The following is a 16845-nucleotide window of genomic DNA, read 5'->3' as shown; positions in this document are numbered from 1 at the left end:
CTGCCCCAACGCCATTCTGGGTTTTCTTGTTCAGTCTCGGCGGAACCCGAAAGGACATCAAGGCATTATGACTGCGACCGAGTGTATTCACGGGGTGACAGGCCCCGGGCGCCGAAGTAAGACACCGCTATGAGCGAACCAGTATCTTCAATCCGAAACCTTGGCCCCGCCTTTGAACAGGCCTGCGCCCGCGCTGGTATTCATTCGGCTGAGGCGCTGCGTGAACTGGGGCCGGACGAAGCCTATGCTCGCCTGTTGCGCGCCGGCACCAGGGCGCATTTCATCGGATATTACGTTCTGGTGATGGGATTGCAGGGCCGGCCGTGGAACGACTGCAAGGGTGACGAGAAAAAAGCCCTGCGCGAAAGGTTCGACACAATCAAAGCCGGTAACGGGGCGGCTCCGGAAAACCAGATGATTGCAGATCTGGACGCCATCGGGGTTCGTGTTGCACCAAAGGACCTAAAGCAGGTCTGAACGATTAAGGCCGCACCCAACCAAGGATGCGGCCCCAATCTGTCGGCAATGGCTGTGGCTTAGCCGACCAGCTCAATGCCCGAGAAGAAATATGAGATTTCAACCGCTGCGGTTTCCGGAGCGTCCGAACCGTGGACCGAGTTTTCACCGACCGATTCCGCGAATTCGGCGCGAATGGTGCCGGGGGCTGCGTCTGCAGGGTTGGTTGCGCCCATGACTTCACGGTTCTTTGCAATGGCACCTTCGCCTTCCAGAACCTGAACAACAACCGGAGCCGACGACATGAATTCGCACAGTTCGTCATAGAACGGACGTTCGGCATGAACGTCATAGAACTTGCCAGCCTGAGCTTTGGTCATGTGAATGCGCTTTTGCGCCACAATGCGCAGGCCAGCTTCTTCGAACTTGGCGTTGATCTTGCCGGTCAGGTTGCGGCGGGTTGCATCGGGTTTGATGATCGAGAATGTGCGTTCCAGTGCCATGTCGGCCTCTCCTTACAATGTGACGCGGGACCCGCGCCGAAATCCATCGCGCGCCGGGTATCACGGACTTTGGCCCATGAAAAGTGTAATGATGCCTTGCCCGTGGCTTTGCAATTCAGATTGTGTCCGGCAAAGGGTCGACGCGGTCCAGTCGACGGACGTAAAGCACCGCCAGTAAGCCAGCAAAGCTACACGCCCACATCATGCCCAGTACCAGATACGGCCCATTTTCGGGGCTAACGAACGCGCCGGTCTTTGAGGTCAGAACAGCGCCCAAAGCCACGATCATTGCCCCCGACAGCCCTGCCGCGCTTCCTGCCAGTCCGGGGCGTACTGACATGACGCCAGCCGCGGCATTGGCATTGGTCAAACCGTTGCCAAAGCCGACACAGATTGCCGAGCCGAAGAAGACCCAGACCGATCCCAGATCAGCGAGAAACAGCATCAATCCGCAAAACGGCCCGGTCGAGGCCACGATCCTCCCTGACAAGATCATCGTCGTCAGACGCGTCCGGGCGGCAATCCGACCGGTAACAAAATTGCCAACCATGAACCCGCCGGTGATGATGCCAATCCCCAGCCCCAGCGTTGCTGGGCTCAGGTCGAACCACGCTGCAGCAACCAGCGGCGCACCGGTGATAAAGCTGTAGAACCCCCCAATCGAAAACGCTGCGCATAAGGCATAGCCCCAGAACCTGCGGGCACGGAACAGATGTGGATACTCGCGCAGTTGGGCACCAAATGTGGACGAGCGGTTCGTGTTGGTCTCGCCCATGTCGAACCAAAGCAGCACCAGCAACCCTGCCCCGAGCAACGAGTACAGGACAAACCCCGAACGCCAGCCGAAAAGCATATCCAGCACCCCACCCAACATCGGCCCAAGCATCGGGGCCAAAGCCATAGCCATCGCGACGTAACCGAGTTTGCTTGCCGCCTCATTTGGTGCGTAACGGTCTCTGATCGACGCGCTGGACAGGACCGAGCCCGCGACGACAGCAGCCTGAAGCAGGCGGAAGCCAAGAAAAACCCAGATCGATCCGGCCAGTGTGCATCCGATCGACGCGAGGGAAAATATTGACATACAAATCAAAAGGATAGGCCTGCGCCCAAAGCGATCCGATAACGGGCCCATGATCAATTGCAACACTGCCGAAATCGCCAGATACCCCGCGACCGACAGGTTCATTAGGCCGTAATCCACGGCGAAATCTTCGCTCATATGCGCGAGCGACGGCAGGAACATGTTGAGCGTCAGCACCGACAGCGCCGTGGCAAAGATCAACGTGATCAGGGATGGAGGCGTCCGGGCCGCGCGCATGTGGAAAACCGCTTCAATAAGCAAACGAGACAGCGCTAACACATTGCTTGACGCTTGAAAACGCCAAGCCGCTGGCGGCGGCATCACACCTCTGCTAAGAGCGCCCCATGTTACGGATCGAAGACATCACCTATGCCGTTGAAGGCCGCCCATTGTTTGATGGCGCCAGCGCAACCATACCAGACGGTCACAAGGTTGGCCTTGTGGGCCGGAATGGCACGGGAAAGACCACGCTTTTTCGCCTGATCCGCGGGGAGCTGGCGCTGGAATCGGGCAATATTGCGGTCCCCAAGCGCGCCCGCATTGGCGGGGTCGCGCAAGAGGTCCCCTCGTCCAACGTTTCGCTGATCGACACTGTTCTGGCCGCTGATACCGAACGCAGCGCCTTGATGACCGAGGCTGGTGACGCAACGGATCCCACGCGAATTGCCGAAATTCAGACCCGGCTGGCCGATATCGACGCCTGGTCGGCCGAGGCCCGCGCAGCCTCGATCCTCAAGGGGTTGGGGTTTGACGACGCAGACCAATTGCGCCCCTGCTCGGATTTTTCCGGTGGCTGGCGGATGCGCGTGGCCTTGGCGGCGGTTTTGTTCTCGCAACCGGATTTGTTGCTGTTGGACGAACCGACCAACTATCTGGACCTTGAAGGCGCGCTATGGCTGGAAAGCTATCTGGCGAAATATCCGCACACGGTCATAATCATCAGCCATGACCGGGGCCTGTTGAACCGTGCCGTAGGGTCGATCCTGCATCTGGAGGATCGCAAACTCACCTATTACGCGGTGCCTTACGACAAGTTCGCGGAACGGCGGGCGGAACGTCTGGCGCAGGTGGAATCGGAAAACGCCAAGGCCAAGGCCCGCATCGCACACCTGCAAAGCTTTGTGGATCGCTTCCGCTACAAGGCGTCGAAAGCCGTACAGGCCCAATCGCGCCTGAAGATGATCGAACGCATCCAGTTGGTCTCAACCCCGCAAGAGGCCGCGCTGCGTGCGTTTTCCTTCCCCGAACCCGAGGAGCTGTCGCCGCCGATCATCCAGATTGAAGGCGGCGTGACCGGCTATGGCGAGATCGAAGTACTGCGCCGTCTGAACCTGCGCATCGATCAGGATGACCGTATCGCGCTGTTGGGTAAGAACGGTCAGGGCAAATCCACCCTGTCCAAACTGCTGTCAGACCGCCTGCCCCTGATGGCGGGCAAGATGACCCGCAGCAACAAGCTGCGCATCGGGTATTTCGCACAGCACCAGGTGGACGAGCTTTATGTAACCGAAACGCCACTGGACCACCTGCGCCGCCTGCGCCCGGACGAGGCACCAGGCAAGTGGCGCTCGCGTTTGGCGGGGTTCGGCTTGAACGCGGCTCAGGCGGAAACCGAGGTTGGCCGCCTGTCGGGTGGGCAAAAAGCGCGCCTGTCGCTGCTGCTGGCCACCATCGACGCGCCACATATGCTGATCCTCGACGAGCCTACGAACCATCTGGATATCGAAAGCCGCGAGGCGCTGGTCGAGGCGCTGACGGCCTATTCCGGCGCTGTCGTGCTGGTCAGCCACGACATGCACCTTCTGTCGCTTGTTGCCGATCGGTTGTGGCTGGTCTCGGAGGGTACGGTCAAATCTTATGACGGTGACCTTGAATCCTATCGTGCCCTTTTGCTGGCGCGTGACAAACCGGTGAAGGAAAAGCCGCAAACAGAGAAGCCCAAACGCGCCTCGCGCGATACCATGCTGGCATTGCGCGCGGACCTGCGCAAATGCGAGGACCGGGTCGAGAAACTGACAGAGATGCACGACAAGCTCGCGGCAAAACTGGCCGACCCGGAGCTATACGAGGACGACAAGATCAACGATCTGGAAACCTGGAACCGCAAATTCGCCGAAGTGGTCGAGGCCATGCAAAAAGCAGAAGCGCTTTGGATCGCCGCTGCTGAGCGACTGGAACAGGCGGAAACGGTATGAGCGATCCCGTTGTTGAAACCAAAGCGATGATCGCGGGAATGCGCCCCGAAATTCAACCCTGCGAATTCGCATTTGTTGTCTGGCCCGAAGATATGGACTGGCCCGACGGGACACGCGCCAGTTATGTCGAGGCCGAAGGGCTGTCTTTAATCGTTCCGATTAATTGTGCACCAAAAGAGGCGGTCGCTATGCGCTGTATCACGCTTCAGGTACACTCCTCGCTGGAAGGCGTGGGTCTGACCGCTGCGGTCTCGGGGGCGTTGGCACAGGCCGGAATTCCGGCGAACATGGTTGCGGGCTATCACCACGATCATGTCTATGTTCCGTCAGGATTGGCCGAAGACGCCCTGAAAATTTTGAAACATCTGCAACAGAGTAGCAAAGAGTGATTGACACCGCATTTCTGATCACCGCGTTCACAACGCTTTTCGTGGTTCTTGATCCACCAGCGCAAACGCCGATTTTTGTGGCCCTGACCCAGAACATGGATTGGCACACGCGCCGCTCTGTCGCGATACGCGCGTGCCTGACTGCTGGCGGCATTCTGGCGATGTTCGCGGCCTTCGGCGAAGCGCTGCTGGGATTTGTCGGCATCTCGATGGAGGCGTTTCGCGTTGCGGGGGGTGTTTTGCTGTTTCTGACCGCGCTCGACATGCTGTTTGAACGCCGGACCAAACGTCGTGAAAACAGCGCCGAAGAGGAAGAACATCCGGACCCGTCGGTGTTTCCACTGGGTATCCCACTGATTGCAGGGCCTGGTGCGATTGCCACCATGATTCTACTGGCCGGTCAACATCCCGGCATTCAGGGTCTGGCCGTGGTCATCGGCGTTATGCTGGTCGTACTGGCAATGGTTTTTGTGATGTATCTTTCATCTGGGGCCGTGGCACGGCTTTTGGGGAAAACCGGGTTGAACGTGTTGACCCGGCTTCTTGGGATGCTGCTGGCTGCATTGTCTGTTCAGTTTATTCTTGATGGCCTCAAGGCCTTTGGATTCGCATCTTAAACCCCCATATTCACAAGGTTAAGGGGATTTCCGGGAACCGCATGGACAGTTTCGATATTGGACGCCTGATCTATCTGGCCCTGCTTGGGGCGGCGCTGCTGATGTGGTTTGTCACCCACAATCGGCAGTCGCTCGGCAAGACGTTGCAGCAGGTGATGGCATGGGTGTTCATTTTCGTCGGGGTCATCGCACTGGTCGGTCTGTGGGAGGATATTCGCTCCTCGGTCGGTCCCGCACCGCAGATGAGTGTCACCGGAAACTCGGTTGAGGTTCCCCGTGCCTATGATGGCCATTATTACCTTCCGGTTCTGGTGAATGGTGAGCTGATCACCTTTCTTGTCGACACCGGCGCCAGCCAGATCGTGCTGAACGCTCAGGACGCCAAAAGGGCAGGCATTGATCCCGATCAGCTGAACTATTTCGGGCGCGCCTTGACTGCAAACGGTGAGGTGCGTACTGCGCCGGTGCGGCTTGAGACCCTGACGGTAGGACCCATTACGGATCAGAATGTTTCGGCCTGGGTCAACGAGGGCGAACTGGATAAGTCTCTTTTGGGGATGGAATATCTGCACCGTTTTTCAAGCATTCAGTTTGCGGATGGCAAGCTGATCCTGTCCCGTTGATGCTCCTCACCTCTTGAGAACAAAAGTGGAACATGATAGCTTGCGGGCATGTCTGCTCAGCTTCTTGGTCCCAAACCTGCACGTCAGATCCCGGGGATAAATCTCCATTCGCAGATCACCCTGCAACCGGGTCGCGTGCACGAGGCTTGCGGCCCCGCCCGACGCAGCTTTGCCATCTGGCTGGCCGGTCAGACACAGGGTCCCGTGCTGTGGATTTCCCCCGCGTGGGAGCCCGCCCAACTGAACCCCGACGGAATGATGGCCTTTGCTGATCCGGCGCGTTTTCTGTTCGTCCACCCCACCCGCGCCGAAGATCTGCTATGGTGTATTGAAGAGGCGCTGCGCAGCGGGGCCATCCCGCTGATCATAGGCGACCTGCCCGGCGCGCCGGGGCTGACGCCGGTGCGGCGGATGCATCTGGCCGCAGAACAAGGCGGTACGATGGGCCAAGCCCCGCTTGGCTTGCTGCTGACGCCCGGTGATGGCGGCGCACAAGGGGTTGAGACACGCTGGCACATGGCCGCCGCCCATCAGGGGGATGCCAGGCACTGGACCCTGACCCGCCGCCGCGCCCGCGCCCTGCCCCCGGTCAGCTGGCAGGCCACTCAGACTGCTGCCCGCACCGGTCTGCACCTGAAACGCATTGAAACAGAGGACATTCTGACGTGAAGCCGCAAGGATCACGCAAGATGTGACTCGCCAAACTCCGGATCGCACCCTAGCGTCGCCGCATGCGCCATCCGATCCATGACAGCCGCTATTCCTGGATTCGCCTTCTGATCACGCTCGCCATCGCAACTGTGGCGAATGTAGGGATGTGGGCGGTCATCGTGGTCATGCCTACTGTCGAAGCAGAATTCGGCGCCAGTCGCGCTGAAGCCTCGATGCCATATACGCTTACGATGATCGGATTTGCGCTGGGCAATATGTGGCTAGGACAACTGGTGGACCGGCTGGGCGTGACACGCGCCCTGATCGGCGCCGCTGTATTAAGCGCCTTCAGCTATCTATTGGCAACGCTGGCCCCGAATATAACACTACTATCTGCGGCGCATCTGCTGGTCGGGCTGGGAACGTCGATCGGGTTTGGCCCCTTGATCGCCGATATCTCGCACTGGTTCATGAAGCGGCGTGGGTTCGCCGTCGCATTGGTGGCCAGCGGAAACTATATCTCTGGCGCAATCTGGCCCACCCTGCTGTCCGGCATTCTGTTACGGGATGGCTGGCAACAGGTCTACCTGACATTGGCGCTATTGACGCTGCTGGTTGTCATCCCCCTGTCCTTGCTGTTGCGTCGTCAGGTCCCGGTCGAAGCACACAGCACAGCCGCGGCCACAGCCCGGATCAACGCGCGCACTGTCGGCGTTTCACCACGCGTGTTACAGTACATCCTTGGCCTGGCTGGTATTGGATGCTGCGTAGCGATGTCCATGCCACAGGTCCATATCGTGTCGTATTGCGTCGGGCTGGGATACGGCCCCGCAGTGGGGGCCGAAATGCTATCGCTGATGCTGCTAGGTGGCGTCGCCAGCCGTATTCTCTCGGGCCTGTTGGCCGACCGTCTGGGCGGCGTCATGACGCTCTTGATCGGCTCAGTCTTGCAGTGCATCGCCCTGTTCCTGTTCCTGCCATATGACGGGATGGTCTCACTTTATGTGATCAGCTTGCTGTTCGGTCTGGCACAGGGTGGCATCGTGCCCAGCTACGCTTTGGTTGTCCGTGAATACATGCCGCCGCAGGACGCCGGGGCGCGGGTCGGATTCGTCCTGATGATGACCATCCTTGGCATGGCGCTTGGCGGATGGATGTCAGGCTGGATTTACGATGTCACCGGAAGTTACCAACTGGCCTTCGTCAACGGAATTCTTTGGAACGGTTTGAACATTGCCATCGTTCTGATGTTGATCAAAAGATCCCGCCCCAGACGGGACACGGTCATGGCATGACACACCTGTCCCGCCGCTTGGTGCTTGCAGGGATGGTGGCTCTGCCTTTGGCCCGTACCGTGCAAGCCGGGTTGCAGCCATACATTTTGTCAACGAAAACCACCGTGGTTGGTTTTACCTTTGATCTGTCAGGTATCCCTCAGACCGGTTCAATGCCGATCCAGCAGGCTGACGTACAGATTGACATGCACCGCCTGCAAAATAGCCGGGTCACAGTGGTTCTGGATGTCAACAAGGCCAGAACACGCTTGCCATTTGCCCGCATGCCGATGCTCGGCCCCGGTGTTTTGGGCGCCGAAACCTACCCGACAATTCAATTCGTATCGACTGACATTCAATTGGGGGCCGATGGGCGCATATCGAATGGTGCTCGTGTCACGGGGGAACTGAGTATCCGAGATGTGACGCACCCCATAACTTTGGATGCCAACCTATACCGCCAGCCCGGAACAGCCGCGAACGACCTCAACCGCCTGTCCATAGGTTTGACCGGGACATTGAACCGGCACGATTTCGGTGCCTCGGGTTATCCCGATCTGGTAGGACAAAACGTCGGACTGGACATACGTGCCGAGATCATTCGTGCAACCTAATCGACAAAAAGCAAAAAACGACTGGATAAAGTCGAATAGTTGCGCGCATTGTCCGGTGACGCCGCCTATCTGAGAAAACCATGCGCACGATCATTTCATTTGCCGCCCTGTTTCTTTCGGTCATTCTGCTTCAGCTTTCAACGGGCGGCGTCGGGCCACTTGATGCCATTTCCGGGATCACCTTAAGCTTTTCGACCGAACAGATCGGTATGCTGGGTTCAGCGCATTTCCTTGGCTTTTTCATAGGTTGCTGGTGGGCGCCGCGTCTGATGGGCAGTGTCGGGCATTCCCGCGCATTTGCCGTATGCACAGCGCTGGGCGCGATGGGGTTGATCGGGCACACCCTGACAGACAATCCTTATGTATGGGCGGCGTTGCGCATCGCCTCGGGCACATGTGTGGCAGGTAGTTACACCGTCATCGAAGCCTGGCTGAATGCAAAAGTGACCAATGAGACACGTGGACGAGCCATGGGCACCTATCGCATCGTCGATATGGGTGCCTCGCTGAGTGCTCAGTTGATCATCGCCGTCCTGCCACCCGCCTCGTATGTTTCCTATAACCTCTTGGCGATCCTTTGCTGCGCCTCATTGCTGCCGCTGACACTGACACGCGCAAGTCAGCCGAAGACGCCCGACGCCCCGCGCCTGCGCCCGAAACTGGCATGGCACAGTTCGCCGTTGGCCGTTGCGGGCGTCATTGTTTCGGCACTCAGTTCAGCATCTTTCCGAATGGTCGGGCCCGTCTACGGTCAGGAAGTCGGGTTGGGAGTGGATCAAATCGCCTTCTTCCTCGCCTCTTTCGTTCTGGGCGGGGCGCTGGCGCAGTATCCGATGGGATGGCTCGCGGACAAATACGACCGGCGCTGGGTCTTGATCTGGCTTTCGGTCGCGGCGGTACTAAGCTGCGGGGTCACAATGGCGGCAAGCGACACGGGAACCGTCGGTGTCATGCTTGCAGCGGCGCTTTTTGGGTTCACGACATTCCCGATCTTTTCAGTATCATCCGCACATGCCAACGATTTTGCGACAACCGAACAAAGGGTCGAGTTGTCTGCCGCCCTGATGTTCTGGTACGCGCTGGGGGCTATTGCGTCACCCTATATCACGTCAACACTGATCCAGGATTTCGGCCCCAGCGCGCTGTTTGCATTTGTTGCGGTCGGCCACGTATTCCTGATCGGCTTCGGCCTGGCCCGGATGCGGTCGCGTCCGACACCCGCGGAAAGAACCAATTACGTCTACGCACCACGTACATCCTTTACGGTCGGAAGGTTGCTGAAACGCGCCCGCGAGGAATGAAAAGCGGACCCGCAGCCCTGCATTGCGCAGAGTCTGCGTATTGGCTGACCACAGTCTGACAGTATTACAACGGCCATCGGCGGCTTGGTCGTCCCATCAGGCGCGCGTTACAAATCAGAGTTATTCCAGTCATCTACGAAACCGGGCTTTTGCTGAGCGGTGACTTAGGTTAGACGAACGCGCAGTTAGATATGCGGAAACGGAATATGGCTCGGATTCTCATCACTTCGGCGATCCCTTACATCAATGGGATCAAGCATCTCGGCAATCTGATCGGCTCGCAACTGCCTGCCGACTTGTATGCACGCTACCAGCGTGGCCGGGGGAACGAGGTCATGTTCCTGTGCGCCACAGACGAACACGGCACCCCGGCCGAACTGGCCGCTGCCAAAGCTGGAAAGCCGGTGGCCGAGTATTGCGCGGACATGTACGAAATTCAGGCCGACATCGCCAAGCGTTTTGGGATGAGCTTTGATCACTTTGGCCGCTCATCCAGCGAGCAGAATAAAAAGCTGACCCAACATTTTGCCGGAAAGCTGGATGAGGCCGGGTTGATCCGTGAGGTCACGGAAAAGCAAATTTACTCCAACGCGGATGGTCGCTTTCTTCCCGACCGCTATATCGAGGGCACCTGCCCCAATTGCGGATACGAGAACGCACGTGGCGACCAGTGTGAAAACTGCACCAAGCAGTTGGATCCGACGGACCTGATCGAGCCGCGCTCGGCCATTTCGGGCTCGACGGATCTGGAAGTGCGCGAGACCAAGCACCTCTATCTGCGCCAATCGGCAATGAAGGATCAGCTGGATGCCTGGATTGACAGCAAAACCGACTGGCCGATCCTGACCACATCCATTGCCAAGAAATGGCTGCATGATGGCGACGGGTTGCAAGACCGGGGGATCACCCGCGATCTGGACTGGGGTGTTCCGGTCAAGAAAGGCGATCAGGACTGGCCCGGTATGGAAGGCAAGGTCTTCTATGTCTGGTTCGACGCGCCGATTGAATACATCGCCTGTGCCAAGGAATGGGCGGATTCCACGGGGAAACCCGATTCCGAGTGGGAACGCTGGTGGCGCACCGATAAGGGCGCGGACGATGTGCGCTATGTCCAGTTCATGGGCAAGGACAATGTGCCGTTTCACACGCTTTCTTTCCCCGCCACTATTCTGGGATCGGGCGAGCCGTGGAAAATGGTCGACCACCTGAAATCCTTCAACTACCTGAATTACGACGGCGGCCAGTTCTCGACCTCGCAGGGGCGTGGCGTTTTTATGGATCAGGCGCTCGAGATTCTTCCAGCCGACTACTGGCGGTGGTGGCTGCTGAGCCATGCGCCGGAAAGCAGCGACAGCGAGTTCACGTGGGAAAACTTCCAGCAATCGGTGAACAAGGATCTGGCCGATGTTCTAGGCAACTTCGTCAGCCGCATCACCAAGTTCTGCCGCTCGAAATTCGGTGAGGTGGTGCCCGAAGGCGGTGACTTTGGCGAGCGTGAGAACGCTCTGATCGACGAACTCACCAAACGCGTCCGCGCTTACGAGGCGCATATGGAAGCAATGGACGTCCGCAAGTCGGCTCAGGAACTGCGGGCCATCTGGGTGGCTGGCAATGAATACCTGCAAGCTGCGGCGCCGTGGTCAACCTTCAAAGAAGACCCCGAAGGGGCCGCTGCGCAGGTGCGTCTGGGCCTGAACCTGATCCGGTTCTATGCCGTGCTCAGCGCGCCGTTCATCCCTGATACCTCGGCCAAGATGCTAAGCGCCATGAACACGCTCGACACCAGCTGGCCGGAAGACGTGGCCGCAGCGTTGAACGCGCTACCCGCGGGTCACGACTTTACCGTGCCAGACGTTCTGTTCGCCAAGATCACAGACGAACAGCGCGAAGAATGGCAGGCAAAATTCGCCGGTAAACGCGGCTGACCGCCCTGATATTCGAAAGCTCGAACGGGGGCCGTTGGCCCCTGTTTTCGTTCGGCACCTCGGAACGGGCCGACACCTAAACCAGCTTAGTTGCTGTAATTTTTGGCGTCATCGCAAACCACCTCGGGATTCATCGCGCTTGAGAATTCGTGGCAAACAAGCCATCCTGCAAACAAGTTTTGTCGACTCGCGCGTTTGTGACCGCCGGGATGGACACCAATTGTTTCTGAAATGCACGAGGCTTTCGCCATGTCCCAAGTTTTCCCTTTTCTAACTCAGGTCCGCAATCCAATCGCCACCGCATTATTGCTGATATCCCTGGGACTGGCCCAACCTGCAACTGCACAGGACGAAGGGGCGGCACCGAAAGTTACGATTGCGGCCGCCTACACCGAGGAAATCACCGACGAGGCTTCCTTCATAGGGCGCGCTCAGGCGATCAATAAGGTCGATATCGTGGCCCGCGTGAACGGTTTTCTCAACAGCCGGAATGTCGAGGATGGGGCTACGGTCAAGGAAGGCGACCTGTTGTTCACCATCGAACCTGACCTTTACGAGGCGACATTGGAGGCCCGAAAAGCCGATCTGAACCGGGCCGAGGCAAATCTTGAGTTGGCCAAGGTGGACCTGGCGCGTAAGGAAGAGCTTTACAAGCGCGACGCGACACCTGAATCCGAACGCGACATCGCGCGGGCCAACGAACTGGTCGCCGAGGCTCAGGTCAAGGCCGCAAATGCAGCGATCCAGCAGGCCGAACTGGACCTCAGCTATACACAGATCCACGCGCCTTTTGATGGACGTATAGGCAGCATCACCACCAGTGTCGGTGATGTGGTCGGCCCGACCAACCCGCCGCTGGTGAACATTGTAAGCGAGACGCCGATCTATGTGAATTTCTCGCTCAACGAAAAACTCTTTACTTCGGTTCTTCAGACCGTTGGCGCAAATTCCGCTTCTCTTGCGGACAGCCCGCAAAGCCCCAATGTGCATATCACGCTGCCAAATGGAACAAAGCTGGATGAAACGGGCAGGATCGTATTTGTTGACAATCGTATCGACCCGTTGACCGGCGCGATCACAATGCGCGCCCAGTTCGAAAATGCCGACCGTTTGATCCTGGACGGTGCATTCGTGAATGTGCAGATCGAAGCGTTGCAACCGACCTTGCAAGTTCTGGTGCCGCAAGCTGCGCTGCAACGCGACCAGCGCGGTGACTTTGTGCTTGTAGTAAACGACAAACAGATGGTGGAGCAGCGATACATCACCACAGGCAACACGGAAGGTACCGCCATCATCGTTACCGAAGGTTTGCGTGAAGGCGAAAGCGTGATTGTCGAGGGCCTGCAACGGGTCCGCCCCGGCGTGGCTGTTGACGCGGTCGTCGCCTCTGAACAGCCGGGAGAGTAATCGATGTTCTCAGCCCTGTTCATCAGCCGGCCAAAGCTGGCGTTTGTCATCTCGCTGGTGCTGACCATCATGGGTGGCATCGGTTATCTGGTGCTGCCGGTCGCGCAGTTCCCGGACATTACCCCGCCCGTGGTCAACGTCTCCACCAAATACACCGGCGCAAATGCGGAGACAGTGGAAAACACCGTTGCCGCACCGATCGAGGCGCAGGTCAACGGTGTGGACGACATGATCTACATGACGTCCAGATCGTCTGACAACGGCTCGTATTCGTTGGACGTAACCTTCGAAGTTGGCACCGACCCCGATATCGCCTCGGTCAACGTGCAGAACCGGGTGGCGCAGGCAATGTCGTCGTTGCCCGCCGAAGTGACATCTTCGGGCGTTGTCACACAAAAATCGTCGACCAATATGCTGATGCTGGTCACGCTGACCTCGCCCAATGGCACCTATGACAGCGTGTTTCTTTCCAACTATGCCTCAATCAACCTGCGCGATGCGCTGGCGCGTGTGCAAGGCGTGGGTAAGGCTGATGTTCTGACCAACCTTGAATACGCCATGCGGGTCTGGATGGACCCTGACAAGATGGCAGCCCTGTCCATCACACCAGGCGATGTAATCAACGCGATCCGCGAACAGAATATCGAAGTGTCTGCCGGGTCGATCGGTGCACCGCCTGTGCCCGAAGGGCAGACCTTTCAATACACGATCAAATCCAAAGGTCGACTGACGTCAGCCGAAGAATTTGGCGACATCGTGATCCGTACCGGAGATGCCGGCGCAATTGTCCGCGTAAGGGACATCGCCCGGGTTGAGCTTGGCGCACAGTTCTACTCGGCGTCCGGTTATTTTCAGTCCGTGCCGGCCACCGTGATCGGCATCTATCAAGCCCCCGGCGCAAACGCCCTCGCCGTTTCAGAGCGCGTGCAGGCGGAACTGGAGCGGCTGTCCCGCGCATTCCCGTCGGATGTCGAATATGATGTCCCCTTCAACACGACCGACTTTGTCGAAGCCTCGTTGAATGACGTTGTTTCCACACTGATCCTGACCTTCACACTTGTGATCTCGGTCGTTTTTGTGTTCCTCGGCAGTTGGCGTGCCACGATCATTCCGGCGGTTGCCATCCCGGTCTCACTGATTGGCACGTTTGCTTTCTTGCTGGCCTTCGGCATGTCTTTGAACACGATCTCGCTGTTCGCACTGGTTTTGGCCATCGGCATCGTGGTTGATGACGCCATTGTCGTGGTTGAAAACGTCGAGCGCATCATCGCTGATGAGGGGCTGCCCCCGGCAGAAGCCACCCGTAAGGCAATGGGGCAGATCACAGGCCCGGTCATCGCGACCACGCTGGTTCTGTTGGCGGTTTTCGTGCCGGTGACATTCATGCCGGGCATCTCAGGGCGGTTGTACTCTCAGTTCGCTGTCACGATCTCGACCGCTGTTGTGATCTCGTCCATCAACGCGCTGACACTGTCACCTGCCCTGTGCGGGCTGGTCCTTAAGGCCCGCTCAGGGCCGCCCAAAGGGCTGCTTGCGCTGTTCGAAAACTTCATTGGTGGCGTTCGTAACTGCTATGTCGCTATTGTGCGCAAACTGCTTGTCTTTCCGGCTATCGCGCTGGCCATCGTGGTTGGTCTCGGCATGGGAACAGGGGCAATCATGTCGAACACGTCCGCCGGGTTCATCCCGCTGGAAGACAATGGCTATCTCTTTGTCGACGTGCAACTGCCTGACGCCGCGACGCTGGAACGGACCGAGGCCGTGACAAAGCGCCTTGATGACCAGATACGCGAGATCCCGGGTGTGTCCAGCACCGTTCTGATCAATGGCTTCTCATTGCTGAACGGCACAATCACCAACGGCGCTGCGATCTTCGTGAACCTCGACAACTGGAGCGAACGGCAGGAGGAAAACCTGAGCGCCGAAGCCATTTTGGCTAAGGTGCTGGCCATCGCGAATAATGAGACCGCAGCCTCGACCGTTGCCTTCAACCCGCCACCAATTCAGGGTCTCGGCATGTCGGCCGGGGTCGAGATGGAGGTGCAGCAAACCGGTGGCGGTTCACCGCAGGATCTGGCATCGGCTGTGGGGTCGTTTGTCTATTCGGCCAACCAACGACCCGAGATCGGGCAAGCCTATACGACATTCCGTGCCAACGTTCCGCAGCTGTTCGTGGATCTGGACCGCGAGAAAGCCAAGACACTGGACGTCTCGGTGGCTGAGATTTTCCAGACCATGCAGGCCCAGCTGGGGTCGTATTATGTCAACGACTTCAACCTGTTTGGTCGCGTCTATCGCGTAATGATCCAGGCGGAAGGCAGCTATCGCGACAATGTCGATGACATTGCCAGCCTCTATGTGCGTTCACAGAAGGGCGACATGGTGCCATTGGGTACCCTGATTGACGTGGAAAACGTTTTGGGGCCGGTTCTGCTGAAGCGGCATAACCTGTTCCGGTCGGCAACGGTGACAGCGGTGCCAGCGCCGGGCCTGTCCAGCGGCGATGCGATCACAGCGATGACAGAGGTCTCTGCTTCGGCTCTGCCGCCGGGATACTCGTTCGAATGGACGGGAACGGCACAACAACAATTGGCGTCCGGCAGCTTGGTGATCGTCATTCTGGGGCTGGCTATCCTATTCGGTTACCTGTTTCTGGTTGGACAGTATGAAAGCTGGACTATGCCGGTCTCGATCCTGCTGTCTGTGGTCGTGGCCCTGTTCGGGGCGGTGGCCGCGGTTGCCATCGTTGGCAGTGACATCAACCTCTATACGCAGATCGGTATGATCATGCTGGTGGGCCTTGCTTCGAAGAACGGCATTCTGATCGTCGAGTTTGCAATGGAACAGCGCGCCAAGGGTCTTTCGATCAAGGACGCTGCCGTCGAGGCAGCTCATCAGCGGTTCCGCGCTGTCATGATGACCGCCCTGTCTTTCCTGCTAGGCGTCGTACCGCTGCTGGCTGCCAATGGTGCGGGTGCGGCCAGCCAAAAAGCCATCGGTGTCGCCGTGTTCGGTGGCATGTTGGCCGCGACGCTGGTAGGCGTGATCGTGGTGCCTGTCCTCTACGCCCTGATGCAAAGCATGCGTGAGTGGCTGAAAGGCAGCAAAAACGATCCCGGCCCTTCAGAAGAAGCGGCCTGATCCGATCAAAGCCCCGCCCATCAGCGGGGCTTTTTTCTGGCGTCAGTCTGTTCTTCCCCGCCGACGTTCAGAGAGTTCGTGGATCACCACCTTTGCCTCTGGTGTCGGTGCCTGCTCGACCCGGCGATAATCCGATCCATCCCGGTTCCGTGTCAGCAGCCCACAGGAAATCATGGTCCGGCGCAGGGTTGCAGGGTCATCAAAACAATGTTCGGCATTGAGGCACGCGTTGACCTCACCCTCTTGCAGCACCGCGGCTGCCGGTACCGCAGACCAGAGCCCCCACAAGGACAAAGTCTGCACCAATCGTTTTGACGGCCATTGCCGAAGTCTGCCCTGCCCGTCGAACAGGTGCAATGTGCGCTCAACCGTGCGCATGTCAGCAACTGGTTGTTTCGGGCGGGCCTCGGTCCGCCGGGCAGCGGCACTGGTGGCGCGCATATGTTGCACGTTCTGAAACCCGGCGGCACGAGCGACCATATTCATCAGGGTCAGGTGCGACGGGCTGGAGTCGCCAAGTTGTTGGGACAGGATACGCACGAATCCGGTCAGATCATCGGCGTGCAAGGGTACAGGAGTTTTGCTCATCACAAATCCATATCGGGCGTTTTGCGCGATCGTTGGTCGCTGACTTGACGAAACAACGCCCTGATGGTTGCGATAGTTTC

The 16845-nt window shown here is 58.4% G+C and carries 15 protein-coding genes; 12 read left to right on the top strand and 3 right to left on the bottom strand.

Going from position 1 to position 16845, the window contains the following annotated elements:
* Window positions 1-129 precede the first annotated feature (129 nt).
* Window positions 130-477, top strand: a complete 348-nt coding sequence (locus tag ACR0AD_RS02985; RefSeq protein ID WP_480481253.1) for a TfoX/Sxy family protein — start codon at window positions 130-132, stop codon at window positions 475-477.
* 59 nt (window positions 478-536) lie between these two features.
* Here ACR0AD_RS02985 and ndk read toward each other — a convergent pair whose 3' ends face one another.
* Together ndk and ACR0AD_RS02975 are read right to left on the bottom strand one after the other, a co-directional pair.
* Window positions 537-959: a nucleoside-diphosphate kinase gene (gene ndk, locus ACR0AD_RS02980; protein ID WP_480481255.1), complete on the bottom strand. Its 423-nt coding sequence runs from the start codon at window positions 957-959 to the stop codon at window positions 537-539.
* A 115-nt stretch (window positions 960-1074) separates the two neighbouring features.
* Window positions 1075-2277 (bottom strand): multidrug effflux MFS transporter, encoded by a 1203-nt coding sequence (locus tag ACR0AD_RS02975; RefSeq protein ID WP_480485852.1) that lies wholly within the window; start codon window positions 2275-2277, stop codon window positions 1075-1077.
* Between the two features lie 107 nt (window positions 2278-2384).
* On the opposite strand from ACR0AD_RS02975, the gene ACR0AD_RS02970 reads away from it, so the two are divergent.
* The 11 genes from ACR0AD_RS02970 to ACR0AD_RS02920 all read left to right on the top strand — a co-directional run bounded on the left by ACR0AD_RS02970 (window position 2385) and on the right by ACR0AD_RS02920 (window position 16177).
* Window positions 2385-4235, top strand: a complete 1851-nt coding sequence (locus ACR0AD_RS02970) for an ABC-F family ATP-binding cassette domain-containing protein (protein WP_480485854.1) — start codon at window positions 2385-2387, stop codon at window positions 4233-4235.
* Window positions 4232-4624 carry an ACT domain-containing protein gene (locus tag ACR0AD_RS02965; protein WP_209596013.1) on the top strand — a complete coding sequence of 131 codons (393 nt, stop codon included), beginning with the start codon at window positions 4232-4234 and terminating at the stop codon, window positions 4622-4624. The genes ACR0AD_RS02970 and ACR0AD_RS02965 overlap by 4 nt, the downstream gene beginning before the upstream one ends.
* Window positions 4621-5241: a MarC family protein gene (locus tag ACR0AD_RS02960; protein ID WP_209504138.1), complete on the top strand. Its 621-nt coding sequence runs from the start codon at window positions 4621-4623 to the stop codon at window positions 5239-5241. The genes ACR0AD_RS02965 and ACR0AD_RS02960 overlap by 4 nt, the downstream gene beginning before the upstream one ends.
* Window positions 5242-5282: 41 nt before the next feature.
* A complete protein-coding gene (locus ACR0AD_RS02955; protein WP_209504139.1) occupies window positions 5283-5864 on the top strand; it encodes a retropepsin-like aspartic protease family protein in 582 nt (193 codons plus the stop codon).
* Between the two features lie 48 nt (window positions 5865-5912).
* Window positions 5913-6533 (top strand): ImuA family protein, encoded by a 621-nt coding sequence (locus tag ACR0AD_RS02950; protein WP_480481267.1) that lies wholly within the window; start codon window positions 5913-5915, stop codon window positions 6531-6533.
* 62 nt (window positions 6534-6595) lie between these two features.
* Complete coding sequence (locus ACR0AD_RS02945) at window positions 6596-7810, top strand: MFS transporter (protein ID WP_480481269.1); 1215 nt, start codon at window positions 6596-6598, stop codon at window positions 7808-7810.
* Window positions 7807-8403: a YceI family protein gene (locus ACR0AD_RS02940; protein ID WP_480485857.1), complete on the top strand. Its 597-nt coding sequence runs from the start codon at window positions 7807-7809 to the stop codon at window positions 8401-8403. Before ACR0AD_RS02945 ends, ACR0AD_RS02940 begins: the two co-directional genes overlap by 4 nt.
* 80 nt (window positions 8404-8483) lie before the next feature.
* Window positions 8484-9704: an MFS transporter gene (locus ACR0AD_RS02935; protein ID WP_480485858.1), complete on the top strand. Its 1221-nt coding sequence runs from the start codon at window positions 8484-8486 to the stop codon at window positions 9702-9704.
* A 206-nt stretch (window positions 9705-9910) separates the two neighbouring features.
* Complete coding sequence (gene metG, locus ACR0AD_RS02930) at window positions 9911-11629, top strand: methionine--tRNA ligase (RefSeq protein WP_480485861.1); 1719 nt, start codon at window positions 9911-9913, stop codon at window positions 11627-11629.
* A gap of 249 nt (window positions 11630-11878) precedes the next feature.
* Complete coding sequence (locus ACR0AD_RS02925; RefSeq protein WP_480481277.1) at window positions 11879-13036, top strand: efflux RND transporter periplasmic adaptor subunit; 1158 nt, start codon at window positions 11879-11881, stop codon at window positions 13034-13036.
* 3 nt (window positions 13037-13039) lie between these two features.
* Entirely contained in the window at window positions 13040-16177 is a 3138-nt protein-coding gene (locus tag ACR0AD_RS02920) for an efflux RND transporter permease subunit (protein WP_480485863.1), read from the top strand.
* Window positions 16178-16219: 42 nt separating this feature from the next.
* Here ACR0AD_RS02920 and ACR0AD_RS02915 read toward each other — a convergent pair whose 3' ends face one another.
* Window positions 16220-16765, bottom strand: a complete 546-nt coding sequence (locus ACR0AD_RS02915; RefSeq protein WP_480485865.1) for a DUF2087 domain-containing protein — start codon at window positions 16763-16765, stop codon at window positions 16220-16222.
* Between the last annotated feature and the right edge of the window lie 80 nt (window positions 16766-16845).

This window comes from Ruegeria sp. BH8 (assembly GCF_056538065.1).
This window is presented reverse-complemented; position numbering and strand designations above follow the sequence as displayed.